Here is a 16,744-nt window from a genome sequence, read left to right as displayed (position 1 = left end):
CGGAATAACGTCCTTAACAGCATCGACGCAGAAGATCCTGACACCGGGGTAATCCGTGAAAAAGCTCTCCGCACGACGGCGCCATCCGCTGGCTGCGCTCGTCGTCCTACTCTTCGCGCTGGCGGTCACTGGAGGGCTGTACGCAGCGTTTTCGCCGAGTAAGGCGAAGGCCGACGACAGCTCCGCCCAGTCCCTCGCCATCGAGGAGGGCAAGAAGCTCTACGCCGTCGGCTGCGCCAGCTGCCATGGCACGGGCGGTCAGGGGACCTCTGACGGCCCGAGCCTGGTCGGCGTCGGCTCCGCCGCCGTGGACTTCCAGGTCGGCACCGGCCGTATGCCCGCGCAGCAGCCGGGCGCCCAGGTGCCGAAGAAGAAGAAGATCTACTCGGACGCCGAGATCGAGCAGCTCGCCGCGTACATCGCCTCGCTCGGTGCCGGTCCGGTGACGCCCACCAAGGACCAGTACAGCACCGATGGCGCGGACGTCGCGAAGGGCGGGGAGCTCTTCCGGACGAACTGCGCGCAGTGCCACAACTTCGGCGGTAAGGGCGGCGCCCTGACCAACGGCAAGTTCGCGCCGTCCCTCGAAGGGGTCAGCCCCAAGCATCTCTACGAGGCCATGCAGACCGGCCCGCAGAACATGCCCTCCTTCCCCGACACCGTGATGCCGGAGAAGAACAAGCAGGACATCATCGCCTACCTCGACACGGTCAACAGCGACAAGAGCAAGACCCCCGGTGGCCTCGAGCTCGGCGGGCTCGGCCCGGTGAGCGAGGGCCTGTTCGGCTGGGTCTTCGGCATGGGCGCGATGATCGTCCTCACCATCTGGGTCGCCGCCCGGACCGCAAAGGCCAAGAAGTCATGAGTAGCCACGAGATTTCAGAAGCAGAAGACAAGCTGCCGGAAGGGCGGGGGGCCGCCAGCGCCGTAAGGCCGGCCGACGACCCCTTCGCCGACCCGGGGCTGCCGCCGCACGAGCACCGTAAGCAGGACATCGACGAGCGGGCCGCACAGCGCTCCGAGCGCACCGTCGCCCTGCTCTTCACGGTCTCGATGCTGGCCACGATCGCCTTCATCGCCGCGTACGTGGCGATCCCGGTCGACAAGTACATCTACGTCTTCCCGATCGGGCACATCAGCGCGCTCAACTTCGCGCTCGGGGTGACGCTCGGCATCGCGCTGTTCGGCATCGGCGCGGGCGCGGTCCACTGGGCCCGCACCCTGATGTCCGACGAGGAGATCGCCGACGAGCGGCACGCCATCGAGGCCAGCCCCGAGGTGAAGTCGAAGGTCCTCGAGGACTTCCGCCAGGGCGCGAAGGAGTCCGGCTTCGGCCGGCGCAAGCTCGCCCGCAACACCCTCTTCGGCGCGCTCGCGCTGGTGCCGCTCTCCGGCGTCGTGCTGCTGCGCGACCTCGGCCCGATGCCGGGCACCAAGCTGCGGCACACCAAGTGGGCCAAGGGCAAGCGGCTGATGAACTACAACACCATGCAGCCGCTGCGCCCCGAGGACATCGCCGTCGGTTCGCTCACCTTCGCCATGCCCGAGGGCATGAGCGAGGAGGACCACGACTTCCAGACCCAGATCGCCAAGGCCGCCCTGATGCTGGTCCGGCTCCAGCCGGAGAACATCAAGGACAAGCGCGAGCTGGACTGGTCGCACGAGGGCATCGTGGCGTTCTCCAAGATCTGCACCCACGTCGGCTGCCCGATCAACCTCTATGAGCAGCAGACGCACCACGTCCTGTGCCCCTGCCACCAGTCGACCTTCGACCTCTCCGACGGTGGCCGAGTGATCTTCGGTCCGGCCGGTCACGCGCTGCCGCAGCTGCGGATCAGGGCCAACGACCAGGGGTACCTCGAAGCCATGGGCGACTTCTCGGAGCCCGTCGGTCCTGCTTACTGGGAGCGCGGATGAGCACTGCAAGCGACAGCGGCGCGCAGCGCCGCGGCAAAGCGCCCGCGGGCGAGCGCGTCGCCGACTGGGCCGATGGCCGGCTGGGCATCTACAGCCTGGCCAAGGCCAACATGCGCAAGATCTTCCCGGACCACTGGTCCTTCATGCTGGGCGAGGTCTGCCTCTACAGCTTCATCATCATCATCCTCACGGGTGTGTATCTGACGCTGTTCTTCCACCCCAGCATGGAAGAGGTCACGTACCACGGGCCGTACGTCCCGATGCAGGGTGTCAAGATGTCCGAGGCGTTCGCCTCGACGCTCGACATCAGCTTCGAGGTGCGCGGCGGTCTGCTGATCCGGCAGATCCACCACTGGGCCGCGCTGGTCTTCCTCTGCGGCATGTTCACGCACATGATGCGCGTGTTCTTCACCGGTGCGTTCCGCAAGCCGCGTGAGATCAACTGGCTGTTCGGCTTCCTGCTGTTCTTCCTCGGCATGCTGACCGGCTTCACCGGCTACTCGCTCCCCGACGACCTGCTCTCCGGCACCGGTCTGCGGTTCATCGAGGGTGTCTTCCTGTCGATCCCGGTGGTCGGCACCTACATCTCGATGTTCGTCTTCGGCGGCGAGTTCCCGGGGATGGACCTCATCCCGAGGCTCTACCCGGTCCACGTCCTGCTGCTGCCGGGCATCATGCTCGGTCTGCTGGTGGCGCACCTGATCCTGGTCTTCTACCACAAGCACACGCAGTACCCAGGGGCCGGAAAGACCGAGAAGAACGTCGTGGGCATGCCCCTGCTGCCGGTCTACATGGCCAAGGCGGGCGGCTTCTTCTTCCTGGTCTTCGGTGTGATCGCGGTCGTCTCCGCGATCGCGACCATCAACCCGGTCTGGACCATCGGTCCCTACCGGCCCGACCAGGTGTCCACCGGCGCCCAGCCCGACTGGTACATGGGCTTCGCCGAGGGTCTGGTCCGTGTGATGCCCGGCTGGGAGATCACCGCCTGGGGTCACACGCTCGTCCTGGGCGTGTTCATCCCGATCGTGCTCTTCCCGCTGGTCCTCTTCGCGATCGGGCTCTACCCGTTCGTCGAGTCCTGGATCACCGGTGACAAGCGCGAGCACCACATCCTGGACCGCCCGCGCAACGCCCCGACCCGTACGGCCTTCGGTGTCGCATGGCTGACCGCGTACTTCGTGATGCTGATCGGTGGCGGTAACGACCTGTGGGCCACCCACTTCCACCTGTCGATCAACTCGATCACGTGGTTCGTGCGGATCGGCTTCTTCGTCGGCCCGGTCCTGGCGTTCATCGCGACCAAGCGGATCTGCCTCGGCCTCCAGCGGCGCGACCGCGACAAGGTGCTGCACGGCCGTGAGACCGGCATCATCAAGCGGCTCCCGCACGGTGAGTTCATCGAGGTCCACGAGCCGCTCTCGCAGGACCAGCTGTTCGCGCTGACCCAGCACGATCAGCCCGAGCCCTACGAGATCGGCCCCGAGGTCGACGAGAACGGGGTCAAGCGGAAGATAAAGCGTTCCCAGAAGCTCCGTTCCAAGCTCTCCAAGGGCTACTACGGCGGGGACAACATCATTCCGAAGCCGACCCGCGAGGAGTACCACGAGATCACCAGCGGCCACGGCCACCACTGATCTCACTCCCACCCACCGGTTTCTCCACTCGAGCGACGCCACAGACCAGGGCCCCGGCCCGGACCGCACGGTCCGGACCGGGGCCCCGGTCGTACTGCCGATAGGCTTGCGGCGGGCCGCTGATGTCGCGGACCCCTTTGTCCCTGCCCACCCCCACGGATCCAGGAGCGGACCATGGACGTTGTGACCCCCGCCGGAGGCGACAGCACCGCGACGGCCCGCACCTGGCCGGACGTACTGAGCTCGCTGCTGGTCGGCCAGGACCTCGGCGCGGACGACACCGCCTGGGCCATGGACCAGATCATGCGGGGCGAGGCCACCGACGTCCAGATCGCCGGTTTCGCGGTCGCGCTGCGGGCGAAGGGCGAGACGGTCTCCGAGATGACCGGTCTGGTGCGGGCCATGTACGAGCACGCCAAGGTGATCGAGGTGCCCGGGGCGACCGTGGACATCGTCGGCACCGGTGGCGACCGCGCCAAGACCGTCAACATCTCGACCATGTCCGCGCTGGTCGTGGCCGGCACCGGCGCACGGGTGGTCAAGCACGGCAACCGCGCCGCGTCCTCCGCCAGCGGTGCCTCCGACGTCCTGGAGAAGCTCGGCGTCAATCTGGACATCAGCCCGGAGCGGGTGGTCGAGATCGCGGAGGAGGCGGGCATCACCTTCTGCTTCGCGGTGAAGTTCCACCCGTCGCTGCGGCATGTCGCGGCGGCCCGGCGCGAGCTCGGCGTCGCCACCCCGTTCAACTTCCTCGGCCCGCTGACCAACCCGGCACGGGTCACATGCCAGGCGACCGGGGTGGCCGATGCCCGGATGGCGCCCATCATGGCCGGGGTGCTGGCCGAGCGCGGCTCCTCCGCGCTGGTCGTCCGGGGCGACGACGGACTGGACGAGCTGACCGTGACCTCGACCTCCCAGGTGTGGGAGGTCCGGGACGGCGCCGTGCGCCAGGAGACCTTCGACCCCCGGCACGTGGGCATCGGGCTGGCTCCCGTGGAGGCCCTGCGCGGCGCCGACGCCTCGTACAACGCGGATGTGGCCCGCCGGCTGCTGGCGGGCGAGCGGGGCGCGGTCCGGGACGCGGTGCTGCTGAACTCGGCGGCGGCGCTCGTGGCGCTCGAACCGGAGCCGGGGGACAAGCCCCTGACGGAGCGGATCGCGGCGGGGGTCGAGCAAGCCGCCGAGTCGATCGACTCGGGCGCGGCGCGCGACGCCCTGGAGCGGTGGGTGCGGGCCACCAACGCCTGAGCGGACCCCGGCGGCCTCCTTACGCCGCCCGTGTTCGGTTGACGACGCCCATGTTCTGTCCGGGATGCGGACAGAACATGGGCGTCGGCGTTCGGCATGGCATACTCCTGCCCAGGTCACGAGCGACAGCGACTACGGCCCCGGCCCGCTGTCCGGCAACCCTCCGTCCGTGGCGGGGTGCCCCGGGTGATGACCAGGCCGCCTGGCAACAAGGCCGGTGGCAAGCGCGGACCCCTCGCACTAGGGGTCCTGGTGGTCGAGGGAGCTTTTCCGTGATGCAGCGAATGCGCTAGGGCCGAGCGGCCCGTTTCTCTTTTGTCCGCTCCGCGCGGTGGTGCCGTGCGTCGAGCGACCTTTCCGCGCCCCGACGGCTGGTTCACCGCCGCCGTTCCCGTGGCGCGTCACGCCTTCGACCCTTCCGGGAGACCTCGTCATGTCCACGCGCCCTTCCGCCCTCGCCTCCGCCGACTCCTGCGCCGCTTCCTCCTCCGCCGCCTGTGAGCCGCTGCCCGTGCTCGGCAGCGATGTCCTGGTGCCCCTGGTCACCGGCGGCGAGGTGACCTACGCGGCGCTCGACTACGCCGCCAGCGCGCCCGCCCTGCGGCGGGTCTGGGACGACATCGCCGCCTACGCGCCCTACTACGGCAGCGTGCACCGCGGGGCGGGCTACCTCTCGCAGCTGTCCACCGACCTCTTCGAGAACAGCCGTAAGGACGTCGCCGCCTTCCTCGGCTGCCGCGCGGACGACCAGGTCGTCTTCACCCGCTCCACCACCGATTCGCTCAACCTCCTGGCCGCCGTGGCGCCGCGCGGCACCCAGGTCTTCGTCTTCGAGACCGAACACCACGCCTCGCTGCTGCCCTGGCGGCAGCGGGCGGACATCGCCGTCCACTACCTCAGCGCCCCGCGCTCCCCGCGGCAGGCGGTGGAGACGCTGGAGACGGCGCTCGCCGGGCGGGCCGCCGAGGGCCCGGCGCTGGTCTGCGTGACCGGCGCGTCCAATGTGACCGGTGAGCTGTGGCCGGTGCGGGAGCTGGCCGCCGCGGCGCACGCCCACGGCGCCCGTATCGTGCTGGACGCCGCGCAGCTGGCCCCGCACCACCCGGTGGACATCGCGGCGGCGGACGTGGACTGGGTGGCCTTCTCCGGGCACAAGCTGTACGCGCCCTTCGGGGCCGGTGTGCTGGCCGGGCGGGCCGACTGGCTGCGGGAGGCCCAGCCGTATCTGGCGGGCGGTGGCGCCAGCCGTAAGGTGGCGCGCCGGGACGACGGGGGGATCGACGTCGAGTGGCACACCACGGCCGCCCGGCACGAGGCCGGCTCGCCGAACGTCATCGGCGTCTACGCGATCGCCTCCGCGTGCAAGGCGCTGACCGAGGCCGGTTTCGAGGGCCTGGTGGCCCGTGAGCGGCAGCTGATCGCCAAGGTGCGGGCGGGGCTGGCCGAGGTGCCCGAGGTGCGGGTGCTGTCGCTGTTCGGCGACGACGCCCCCCGGGTCGGTGTGCTCTCGTTCGTGGTGGAGGGCTGGAACAGCTCCCACTTCGCGGCGGCGCTCTCCGCGGAGTACGGCATCGGCGTGCGCGACGGGCTCTTCTGCGCGCATCCGCTGGTCCGCACCCTGCTGGACAGCGAGCCCGACGAGCCGGGCGAATGCGGTGCGCCCGAGGCCGCGCCGGGGGAGCGTGCGCTGAACGCGATCCGGGTCAGCTTCGGGGCGGGCACCCCGGACGAACATGTGGAGCGGTTCGTCCGCGCCGTGCGGGAGCTCGTACGCGACGGTGCCCGGTGGAGCTACCGCACCGAGGACGGCCGCTGCGTCCCGGACCGCGGCTGAGCCCCTGGGCGGCGCCGGGGGAGGTCCGGACCGGGCCTGTCCGGACTGGGCCTAGCTGTCCAGGCCGATGGCGAACGCGGCCTCCAGGTCGTGCTGGGAGTACGTCCGGAAGGCGATGTGCGTCTCCGTGGAGGCCACCCCCGGCACCTTGCTGATCTGGCCCGGGATGATGTCCGCGAGGTCGTCGTGGCGGGCCACCCGCACCATCGCGATCAGATCGTGCGCACCGGTGACCGAGTAGACCTCGCTCACACCGTCCAGCGCGGCGATCTTCTCGGCGATCTCCGGGATCCGGTCCACACTGGTCTTGATGAGCACGATCGATGTGATCACGGCTGGCTTTCTCCCTCGCTGGACCTGGCTGCGCCGCCCACTCTACGCGTCCCCCCGAACCGGGCCCACGCGAAGAGAAAGCCGAGTGTGAAGCCCACGAGATGGGCGAGATAGGCGACCCCGGGACGGTCGTCGGCCTCGCGGGCGGCCAGCCACTGGAGGGCCACCCAGAAGATCAGCACCGCCCAGGCCGGGAAGCGCAGCGGGAGGAAGAACAGAAACGGGAAGAGGCTGGTCACCCGGGCCCGGGGAAACAGCCACAGAAAGGCGCCGAGCACCCCGGAGATGGCCCCGGAGGCGCCCACCAGGCTCTGGGTGGAGTCGGGGTGCGCGGCGGCGTAGCCGAGCAGCGCCAGATAGCCGGTGGCGACGTAGAAGACGGCGAACTGGAACCGGCCCATGCGCTCCTCGGTCATCGCGCCGAAGACGTACAGAAACAGCATGTTGCCGAGCAGATGCAGCCAGTTGCCGTGCACGAACAGCGCGGTCAGCGGGGCGAGCGGCGCATCGGGGGCGCCGCCCCACAGGGCGCTGGGCACCACCCCCCAGCGCTCGAAGTACGCGGACTGGGCCGCCACCAGCTCCCCGCCCGAGCCATAGCCGGGGTTGAGCCCCGAGGCCGGTCCGAGCACGAAGAGCAGGCAGCAGCTGACGATCAGGCCGTACGTCACCCAGGGACGGCCGGGCCCCGCCGACGTCTCGATCATGGTCAGATCATGGCGTACCGGGCACAACCTCCACAGAGTGCCTCGCCGCGCTCCCGCCGGGACGCGGCGGCGGTACGGGCCGGGCACGGGCCAGGGCTCAGGCCGTAGGGTTACAGGACGCCGCCGACAGCCGAGAAGCGAGGATCCGCAATCATGGCCGTTCCCCAGCCGACCGCCGAGACCCGCTGGCGTTGCACGCTGTGCGGCAACCTCACCCGCTTCGATGTGACCCGTGCGACGAGGGCCGTGGAGTATGTGCATCTCGACCTGGCCGGGGAACCCAGTGTCGAGGAGCGCGAGGTGCTCAGTGAGACCATTGAGTCAGTGCGCTGTCGCTGGTGCAACGCGGTCGACCAGATCGAACTCGTGGACCGTCCGAGCAGCGGCGCCGGCGACTGAGAACGGAGCGATGACAGGTGGTGGAGCGGACCGGTGGCCCCGGGGCGGCCGGTGATGCCGAGGGCGTCACCGAGGCGCTGGACCGCCCCCTGCCGGAGGGGGTGCGGCGGCGGGTGGTGGCGCTGGTCGCCGATGCCTTCGGCGGGCTGACGGTCACCGAGCTGCCCACCCAGCTGCGGCAGTACGCCCGTTTCACCCCGACCCGGCGCGCCAAGTTCGCGGGCAACGCGATGGCCGCCGCGGTGGAGAGCGACCCCCTGTTCCGGCAGCGGATCGCGAGCCGGCTGCGGGAGGCCCAGCCGGAGCTGTCCGAGGCGATCGAGAGCGGTTCGCCGCCCGCCGCGGCCGACCCGGTGGACGTCGCGGCGGTGGCGTATGTGCTGCGCCCGGCGGGCTGGGTCAAGCTGGTCGAGGCGGCGGGCGAGGAGGCCCAGCGGGCCTCCGCCGAGCGGGCCGGTGAGGAGGCGGCACGCGAGCTCCAGCGGCTGCGCGACCAGCTCGCCGAGGCCAAGGCGGCCATCCGTCACGAGACGGAGCGGGCGCGCGGCGAACTGGAGGCGGCCCGCAAGGAGAACGATGTGCTCCAGCGCAAGCTGCGCAGCGCGCTGAGCGATGTGAAGCGGGGCGCGGCCGCGCTGCGCAAGGTCGAGGCGGAGCTGGAGTCCGTGCGGTCGGAGGCGACGGCGCGCCAGGCGACCGCGGACAGCGAGGCGCGGCGGCTGCGGGCCCGGCTCGCGGAGGCGGAGTCGGCGCTGGAGGCCAGCCGGCGGGCGGCGCGCGAGGGGCGCAGCGTGGAGGACATGCGGCTGCGGCTGCTGCTGGACACGGTGCTGGACGCGGCGCAGGGGCTGCGGCGGGAACTGGCCCTGCCGCCCGCGTCGACGCGCCCGGCGGACACGGTGGCCGCCGTGGAGCCGGGGAAGATGACGCCGAAGGACATAGCGACCCGGGCGCTGTCGGAGATGGATCCGGCGCTGCTGGACCAGCTGCTCGCGCTGCCGCAGGCGCATCTGGTGGTGGACGGCTACAACGTCACCAAGACCGGCTATCCGACGATGCCGTTGGAGAAGCAGCGGCTGCGGCTGCTGGGCGGTCTGGCGGTGCTCGCGGCCCAGACGGGCGCGGAGATGACCTGTGTCTTCGACGGGGCGGAGCTGGCCGCGCCGGTGCTGCTCGCACCGCCGCGCGGGGTGCGGGTGCTGTTCAGCAAGCCGGGGGTGACGGCCGACGAGTTGATCCGGCAGCTGGTGCGGGCGGAGCCGCCGGGCCGGCCGGTGGTGGTGGTCTCCACCGATCGCGAGGTGGCCGACGGAGTGGCGCGCGCCGGAGCGCGCCCCGTGGCATCCGCGCTGCTGCTGAAGCGACTTGCCCGTACCTGAGGCCCGGTACGTCCGAATCACTTCAGAAGTCGGAACCGCACCACTTCTGATGTCGGCGGAGCGTCAATCGGCCGTCACTGCCCGTGTGTTGTTTGTAAAAGATGCCCTTCCGGAGCAACTTTTTTGCCGTCGGGATTTGAACGGATCACGGCGAGGTCACTATGGTCGCCTCGAACCTTCGCGCGGTTGATCACCCATCCGGGGTGACAGCGGAGGTACCGCCGAGTCCGCGCCCTGTCGCGGAGCCGGGGCTTCACAACCCCCCAACTCCCGGTAGGCGGCTGGAGGAAGAAGGAGCTCGCCTTCGTGGCGTCCCACCGTCGACCCAAGCAGCCGAGCCGCACTCGGGTAACCGTCCTCACCGCGACCGCGGCCGCTGCCGTCGCTCTCACGTCCCAGGCCGCCCAGGCCGCTCCGAAGCAGGACAAGAAGGACGTCAAGGAGCAGGTCGACAAGCTCTACGAAGAGGCGGAGCAGGCGACCGAGAAGTACAACGGCGCCAAGGAGAAGCAGCAGAAGCTGGAGAAGCAGGTCGGCGAGCTGCAGGACAAGGTGGCGCGCGGTCAGGAGGAGCTGAACAAGCTGCGCAACGGCCTGGGCGCGATGGCCACCGCGCAGTACCGCTCCGGCGGTATCGACCCCTCGGTGCAGCTGCTCCTCTCCTCCGACCCGGACACCTACCTCGAGAAGGCGTCCACCCTCAACCAGCTGAGCGGCAAGCAGGCCGAGTCCCTGCGCAAGATCGCCGACAAGCAGCGCACCCTGAAGCAGCAGCGCCAGGAGGCGTCCACCAAGCTCCAGGACCTGGCGGACACCCGTACGGCGCTCGGCAAGAAGAAGGACGAGATCCAGGGCAAGCTCTCCAAGGCCCGGAACCTCCTCAACACGCTGACCGCCAAGGAGCGCGCCCAGATCGCGGCCCAGGACGCGGAGCGCGCCAACCGCTCCAGCGACCGTGTCGACCTGGGCAGCGAGGTGCCCGATTCGCAGCGTGCCGCCGCCGCGCTCGCCGCCGCCAAGACGAAGATCGGCACCCCCTATGTGTGGGGCGCCACCGGTCCGTCCTCGTTCGACTGCTCCGGCCTCACCGGCTGGGCGTACCAGCAGGCCGGTGTGCAGCTGCCGCGTATCTCGCAGGACCAGGCGAACGCCGGCACCCGCATCGGCCGCGGTGAGCTCAAGCCGGGTGACCTGGTGCTCTTCTACGGCGACCTGCACCACATAGGTCTGTACGCGGGCAACGGCCAGGTGCTGCACGCGCCCAAGCCCGGTGCCAACGTGCGCTACGAGTCGATGGACAACATGCCGTTCCAGTTCGGCGTCCGGGTCTGACCGGAGCCGGGAACCGGGTCGAACCGGGTCTCGAACCGGGTTTCAAACCGTCTGAAAGGCCATCCTTTCGGGCGAATCTCCAGCACCCTCGCTGATCCTCCGCCCCGCCGGTGACCTGCGTCAGTCGGCGGCGCGTCAGCTTGTCCGCACCTCACGGCCGTTGGACCGTGCGTAGCCCCCCGGCTACTGTCTGCCCGCAGTTCTCGCCCGACACTGCGGAAAGGAGTGCGGCTTCCCATGGCGTCCCGTCGCCACCGCGCCGCGAAACCCGGGTCCGGCCGGGCCACTGTCACGGCCGCCGCCTCGGCCGCCGTGGTGGCCTCCGCCGCCGCACTGGCCGCCGTGGCGGCCGGTGCCGAACCGCATGACCCGGCGGGCCGTCCCGCGTCCCGGTCCCCCGGCGACCGGATCGCCACCCTCTACGCCCAGGCGGAGCGGGCCACCGAGCGCTACAACGCGGCTCGGACGCGCGCCCAGGGCCTGCGCCGCCAGGTCGACCGGCTCCAGGACCGGGTCGCCCGCGGCCAGGGGCGGGTCAACCGGATGCGGATGGCGCTCGGCGCCCTCGCGGGCGATCAGTACCGCTCCGGCGGGATCGACCCGGGCCTCATCCTGCTCCTCTCCGAGGACCCGGCCCAGTACCTCGACAAGGCCGCCACACTGGAGCGGATCACCAGCCGCCAGGCCGCCCAACTGCGGGTGCTCCAGGGCGCGCAGCGGACGCTGCGGCAGGAACGGGCGGAGGCCGCCGCCAAGCTGGTGAAGCTGGAGCACAGCCGCCGGGCCGTGGCCCGCCACAAGCGGACCGTCCAGCGCCGGTTGGCCACGGCGCGGCGGCTGGTGCACCAGTTGCCGCCCAGGGAGTGGGAGACGTACGCGCGCCGCGCCTCGCGGGCGGGCGAACGGGGGTCCGGCGCCCTCGCCGGCGGGCTGCCGGGCCCCACCCCCGGTTCCGTGCACGGTCCCGGTCCCGGTTCCGTGCACGGCTCCGGCTCCGGATCCGGCTCCGGCTGGGGCGAGTTCCCCGGCGGCCTCACCGGCGGGCCGGATCTCGCGCCGTCCTCGGGGCGGGCCGCCGCGGCCGTCGACGCGGCACGGGCGGCCCTCGGGCTGCCGTACGCCTGGGGCCAGGCCGGCCCGGCCGCCTTCGACTGCTCCGGGCTGACCCAATGGGCGTACGCCCGCGCCGGAGTGGCCATCCCGCGCACCTCACAGGCCCAGGCGCACGCCGGGCAGCCGGTGCCGCTGTCCCAGGCCCGCCCCGGCGATCTGGTGGTCTACCGCTCCGACGCCAGTCATGTCGCCCTGTACGCGGGCAACGGGCAAGTGATCCACGCCCCTTACCCCGGGGCACGGGTCCGCTATGACCCCGTCGGCATGTTGCCGATCTCTTCCATCACACGCGTCTGAAGCCGGCGCGCGGGCTCGTACGATCTAAGACGTGGCGGGTCGGTGGAGATCGGGCGGATGGCGGGCGCTGTTGTGCCTGCCGCTGGCGGCCGCGCTCTCCGTGACCGCGCTGAGCGGCTGCGGCGCCGTCCCCGCGCCCGACGACCCCGAGGGGCGCGACGGCCGGGCCGTGCAGCGCATGCTCGACCAGCGGGCCGCGGCGGTCCGGAACCGGGACGCGGAGGCGTTCCTCGCCACCGTCGACCGCGGCTCCGCCGGCTACCGGGCCGAGCAGCGGCGGGTGTTCCGGCAGATGTCCGCCGTACCGCTGGACTCCTGGACCTACCGCCTGGTGCGCACCGGCGGTTTCGAGCCCGCGCGGGTCACCGGCCGCCGCCTCGCCGCACAGGTCGAACTCCGCTACCGGCTCAAGGGGTACGACACCGCGCCGCTGGTCTCCGCCCAGTACCTGACCCTCGCCCAGCGCGGCGGGCGGTGGTACGTGGCGAACGACGACGGAGTGGTGGACGGCAAACGCGGTCTTCAGCAGCTGTGGGACCAGGGCACGGTCGACGTCGTCCGCGGCGCCCACAGCCTCGTCCTCGGCGTCGGCCAGGACCGGCGGGTGCTGCGCGCGCTCGCCGACACCGCGGACCGGGCGGTGCCCGCCCTCGACCGGGTCTGGCCCCATGCGTGGGCCGGACGCGTCGTGGTCGAGGTCCCCGCCTCCCTGGGTCATATGGCCGCCCTGCTCGGCGCCTCCGCGGACGGTTACCGGGGGATCGCCGCCGTCACCACCGGCGAGGTCGGCGGGTCCGGGGACGAGGCCCCCGCCGACCGCGTGATCGTCAACCCCGAGGCGTACCAGGTCCTCGGCGACTTCGGCCGGAACGTCGTGATCACCCATGAGACGGCCCATGTCGCCACCCGCACCGCCACCACCGCCGCCACCCCGCTCTGGCTCTCCGAGGGTTTCGCCGACTGGGTGGGCTACCGCGCCCCGGGCCGCCCCCCGCGCCAAGTCGCCCCGGAACTCGCCGAGGCCGTCGCCGCCGGACACCTGCCCGCCACGCTGCCGCGCGACGACGACTTCCGCTTCGGCAGCGACTCCGACAGCCTCTCCCGCGCCTATGAACAAGGCTGGCTCGCCTGCCGCCTGATCGCGGACCGGTGGGGCGAGAAGAAGCTGGTCGAGTTCTACCGCACGGTGGGCCGGGCGCCCGAGCGCGCGGGGGCGGTGGAGGCCGCGCTGGACGAGGTGCTGGGGACGAACCTGGCGGATTTCACGGCGCTGTGGCGAAAGTACGTAGCGAGCAAGCTGGACTGAACCCCGACCCGGGCCTGCCCCCCGCAGGTCCGGGAGGTCCCGGGGCGGCCGGCCGTGGGCGGGAGCGCGGTGCCGTACCCGGTACTGTCGGCCACGATGGACAAGACGCTGCTCGTGACCAACGACTTTCCGCCCCGCCCCGGCGGCATCCAGGCGTTCCTGCACAACATCGCGCTGCGCCTCGACCCGGACCGGATCGTCGTCTACGCGTCCACCTGGAAGCGCGGCCAGGAGGGCGCGGAGGCCACCGCCCGATTCGACGCCGAGCAGCCGTACCAGGTCGTCCGTGACCGGACGACCATGCTGCTGCCCACCCCGCGCGTCACCCGCCGCGCGGTCGCGCTGCTGCGTGAGCACGGCTGCACCTCGGTGTGGTTCGGCGCCGCCGCGCCGCTCGGGCTGATGGCCCCCGCGCTGCGCGGGGCGGGGGCGCGGCGGCTGGTGGCCACGACGCACGGCCACGAGGCGGCCTGGGCGCAGCTGCCCGCCGCCCGGGGGTTGCTGCGGCGGATCGGCGGCGCCACGGACACCATCACCTATCTCGGTGAGTACACCCGCTCCCGGATCGCCGCCGCGCTCGACCCCCGGGCCGCCGCCCGGATGGTCCAACTCCCGCCCGGTGTGGACGAGAAGACCTTCCACCCCGGCTCGGGCGGCGATGAGATCCGGGCCCGGCTGGGCCTCGCCGAGCGGCCCGTGGTGGTCTGCGTCTCCCGGCTGGTGCCGCGCAAGGGGCAGGACACGCTGATCCGGGCCATGCCGCGGATCCTGCGGCGGGTGCCGGACGCCGTGCTGCTGATCGTCGGCGGCGGGCCGTACGCGAAGGATCTGCACCGGCTCGCGGAGACCACGGGCGTGGCCGATTCCGTACGGTTCACCGGCCCGGTCCCCTGGGAGGAGCTGCCCGCCCACTACGGCGCGGGCGACGTCTTCGCCATGCCCTGCCGCACCCGCCGCGGCGGACTGGACGTCGAGGGCCTGGGCATCGTCTATCTGGAGGCGTCCGCGACCGGGCTGCCGGTCGTCGCCGGGGACTCGGGCGGAGCGCCGGACGCGGTGCTGGACGGGGAGACCGGGTGGGTGGTCCGGGGCGGCTCCGCCGAGCAGAGCGCCGAGCGCATCGTGACGCTCCTGGAGGACGCCGAGCTGCGCCGCCGCATGGGCGAGCGGGGCCGCGCCTGGGTCGAGGAGCGCTGGCGCTGGGATCTGCTCGCCGACCGCCTGAAGTCGCTGCTGTGACGGAGCGGCCTCGGGCCTGACCTGGGCCGGGCCCGGGCCGGCCCTAGGCCGGGCCCAGGGGCCCCGCCGTCGTCAGCCGTGGTAGATGGCCTCGATCTCGGTGGCGAAGTCCTTCGCCACCACATTCCGCTTGAGCTTCAGCGACGGCGTCACATGCCCGGAGTCCTCGGTGAACTGCGTGGCCACGATGCGGAACTTGCGCACCGACTCCGCCTTGGACACCGCCGCGTTGCCGTCGTCCACCGCCCGCTGGATCTCGGCCAGCAGCTCCGGGTCCTCCCGCAGCTCGGCCACCGTCACGCCCTCGGGCTTGCCGTGCTCGGCCGCCCAGCGCGGCAGGAACTCCTCGTCCACCGTGATCAGCGCGCCCACGAAGGGGCGGCCGTCGCCGACGACCATGCACTCGGCGACCAGGGCGTGGGCCCGGATCCGGTCCTCGATCACCGCCGGGGCGACGTTCTTGCCGCCCGCGGTGATGATGATCTCCTTCTTCCGGCCGGTGATGGTGAGATAGCCGTCCTCGTCGAGGGTGCCCACGTCCCCGGTGTGGAACCAGCCGTCCGAGAGCGCGTCCGCCGTGGCCGCCTCGTTGTTCCAGTACTCGGTGAAGAGGTGCTCACCGTGCAGCAGCACCTCGCCGTCGTCGGCGATGCGCACCACCGAGCCCGGCATCGGCTGTCCGACCGAGCCGATCTTCTGCCGGTCCCAGGGGTTGAAAGTGGTCGCCGCGCAGGACTCCGTCAGGCCGTACCCCTCCAGCACCGTGAAGCCGATGCCCCGGTAGAAGTGGCCCAGCCGCGCGCCCAGCGGCGCCCCGCCGGAGATGGCGTGGGTGGCGCGGCCGCCCAGCACGGCCCGCAGCTTGCCGTAGACCAGCCGGTCGAAGAGCTTGTGCTTGAACCGGAGTCCGAGGGACGGACCGCCCGGGGTGTCCAGCGCCTTGCTGTACTCGATGGCGGTGTCGGCCGCCTTGTCGAAGATCTTGCCCTTGCCCTCGGCCTGGGCCTTGGCCCGCGCCGCGTTGAAGACCTTCTCGAAGACGCGCGGCACGCCCAGGATCAACGTGGGCCGGAACGCGGCGAGTTCCTCGGTCAGGGACTTCACATCCGGTACGTGACCGAGCTTGATCGGCGCCAGCACCGCCGCGATCTCCACCAGCCGCCCGAAGACATGCGCCTCGGGGAGGAACAGCAGCACCGACGACTCACCGGTGCGGAAGATCGGCTTGAGCCGCGCCACCGCGTTGCCGCATTCGGCGAAGAAGCTGCGGTGCGAGAGCACACAGCCCTTGGGGCGGCCCGTGGTCCCCGAGGTGTAGACGATGGTGGCGGGGGAGTCGGCGGTGGCGATCGAGGAGCGCTCCTCCACCTTCTCCTCGGGCACGTCCGCACCCAGCTTCCGCAGCGCCCCGATGGCGTCGTCCTCGATCTGCCACACGTGCTTCAGGGCGGGCAGGCCGTCCCGTACGGACTCCACGGCGGCCTCGTGGGTCCCGGTCTCGACCAGCGCGGCCACCGCGCCCGAATCGCTGAGGATCCACTGGACCTGCTCCGGTGAACTCGTCTCGTACACCGGCACGGTGACCCCGCCCGCGCTCCAGATGGCGAAGTCCAGCAGCGTCCACTCATAGCGGGTGCGCGACATCAGCCCGACCCGGTCGCCCGGCTCCACCCCGGCCGCGATCAGACCCTTGGCGGCGGCGCGCACCTCGGCCAGGAACTCGGTCGCGGTGACGTCCTCCCAACGGCCGTCGACCTTGCGGCCGACCACGGCGACATCGGGATGCTGGGCGGCATTGCGGCGGATGAGATCCGTCAGATTGCCGTCGGCCGGGACCTCGTACAGGGCCGGAAGGCTGAACTCGCGCAAGACTGCTGCTCCTCGTGGGGCGCCGGCGCCGCTACAGGGCATGGGGGGTGGTGGACGGCCCGGACGTTACCCATCGGTACGCTTCCGGGATAGGGGTTCCCGCCCAGATGTTCGATGCGTCACACACCGCCTTCACA

The 16,744-nt window shown here is 71.5% G+C and carries 14 protein-coding genes and 1 riboswitch; of the genes, 11 read left to right on the top strand and 3 right to left on the bottom strand.

The window, feature by feature from the left end:
- The first annotated feature begins 55 nt into the window (after positions 1–55).
- From qcrC to N6H00_RS11545, 5 genes are all read left to right on the top strand, one after another.
- Positions 56–865 carry a cytochrome bc1 complex diheme cytochrome c subunit gene (gene qcrC / locus N6H00_RS11565; protein WP_268971535.1) on the top strand — a complete coding sequence of 270 codons (810 nt, stop codon included), beginning with the start codon at positions 56–58 and terminating at the stop codon, positions 863–865.
- A complete protein-coding gene (gene qcrA / locus N6H00_RS11560; RefSeq protein WP_268971534.1) occupies positions 862–1,917 on the top strand; it encodes a cytochrome bc1 complex Rieske iron-sulfur subunit in 1,056 nt (351 codons plus the stop codon). The genes qcrC and qcrA overlap by 4 nt, the downstream gene beginning before the upstream one ends.
- On the top strand, positions 1,914–3,551 hold the full coding sequence (gene qcrB, locus N6H00_RS11555) for a cytochrome bc1 complex cytochrome b subunit (protein ID WP_268971533.1): 1,638 nt from the start codon (positions 1,914–1,916) through the stop codon (positions 3,549–3,551). Before qcrA ends, qcrB begins: the two co-directional genes overlap by 4 nt.
- A gap of 174 nt (positions 3,552–3,725) precedes the next feature.
- Positions 3,726–4,799 carry an anthranilate phosphoribosyltransferase gene (gene trpD, locus N6H00_RS11550; RefSeq protein WP_268971532.1) on the top strand — a complete coding sequence of 358 codons (1,074 nt, stop codon included), beginning with the start codon at positions 3,726–3,728 and terminating at the stop codon, positions 4,797–4,799.
- Between the two features lie 114 nt (positions 4,800–4,913).
- Positions 4,914–5,032, top strand: a riboswitch (SAM riboswitch).
- A gap of 200 nt (positions 5,033–5,232) precedes the next feature.
- A complete protein-coding gene (locus tag N6H00_RS11545; RefSeq protein WP_268971531.1) occupies positions 5,233–6,633 on the top strand; it encodes an aminotransferase class V-fold PLP-dependent enzyme in 1,401 nt (466 codons plus the stop codon).
- 51 nt (positions 6,634–6,684) lie between these two features.
- On the opposite strand, the gene N6H00_RS11540 is transcribed toward N6H00_RS11545, so the two are convergent.
- Complete coding sequence (locus tag N6H00_RS11540) at positions 6,685–6,966, bottom strand: Lrp/AsnC ligand binding domain-containing protein (RefSeq protein ID WP_268971530.1); 282 nt, start codon at positions 6,964–6,966, stop codon at positions 6,685–6,687.
- Positions 6,963–7,673 carry a rhomboid family intramembrane serine protease gene (locus N6H00_RS11535; protein WP_268971529.1) on the bottom strand — a complete coding sequence of 237 codons (711 nt, stop codon included), beginning with the start codon at positions 7,671–7,673 and terminating at the stop codon, positions 6,963–6,965. Before N6H00_RS11535 ends, N6H00_RS11540 begins: the two co-directional genes overlap by 4 nt.
- A gap of 153 nt (positions 7,674–7,826) precedes the next feature.
- Between N6H00_RS11535 and N6H00_RS11530 the strand changes: the two genes are divergently transcribed.
- The 6 genes from N6H00_RS11530 (at position 7,827) to N6H00_RS11505 (ending at position 14,738) form a co-directional block, all read left to right on the top strand.
- The gene (locus tag N6H00_RS11530) at positions 7,827–8,072 is read left to right on the top strand and encodes a hypothetical protein (RefSeq protein ID WP_268971528.1); all 246 of its coding nucleotides are present in this window, start codon (positions 7,827–7,829) and stop codon (positions 8,070–8,072) included.
- Positions 8,073–8,089: 17 nt separating this feature from the next.
- Entirely contained in the window at positions 8,090–9,451 is a 1,362-nt protein-coding gene (locus tag N6H00_RS11525; RefSeq protein ID WP_268971527.1) for an NYN domain-containing protein, read from the top strand.
- Positions 9,452–9,757: 306 nt separating this feature from the next.
- Positions 9,758–10,783, top strand: coding sequence for a C40 family peptidase (locus N6H00_RS11520; RefSeq protein ID WP_268971526.1), 1,026 nt, complete (start codon positions 9,758–9,760; stop codon positions 10,781–10,783).
- Between the two features lie 237 nt (positions 10,784–11,020).
- Complete coding sequence (locus N6H00_RS11515) at positions 11,021–12,193, top strand: C40 family peptidase (protein WP_268971525.1); 1,173 nt, start codon at positions 11,021–11,023, stop codon at positions 12,191–12,193.
- Positions 12,194–12,224: 31 nt separating this feature from the next.
- On the top strand, positions 12,225–13,499 hold the full coding sequence (locus tag N6H00_RS11510) for a hypothetical protein (protein WP_443072932.1): 1,275 nt from the start codon (positions 12,225–12,227) through the stop codon (positions 13,497–13,499).
- Between the two features lie 96 nt (positions 13,500–13,595).
- Positions 13,596–14,738, top strand: a complete 1,143-nt coding sequence (locus N6H00_RS11505; RefSeq protein WP_268971524.1) for a glycosyltransferase family 4 protein — start codon at positions 13,596–13,598, stop codon at positions 14,736–14,738.
- Between the two features lie 72 nt (positions 14,739–14,810).
- Here N6H00_RS11505 and N6H00_RS11500 read toward each other — a convergent pair whose 3' ends face one another.
- Complete coding sequence (locus tag N6H00_RS11500) at positions 14,811–16,607, bottom strand: AMP-dependent synthetase/ligase (RefSeq protein WP_268971523.1); 1,797 nt, start codon at positions 16,605–16,607, stop codon at positions 14,811–14,813.
- Positions 16,608–16,744: the final 137 nt, after the last annotated feature.

This window comes from Streptomyces sp. S465 (assembly GCF_026898115.1).
GTDB classification, from domain to species: domain Bacteria; phylum Actinomycetota; class Actinomycetes; order Streptomycetales; family Streptomycetaceae; genus Streptomyces; species Streptomyces luomodiensis.
This window is presented reverse-complemented; position numbering and strand designations above follow the sequence as displayed.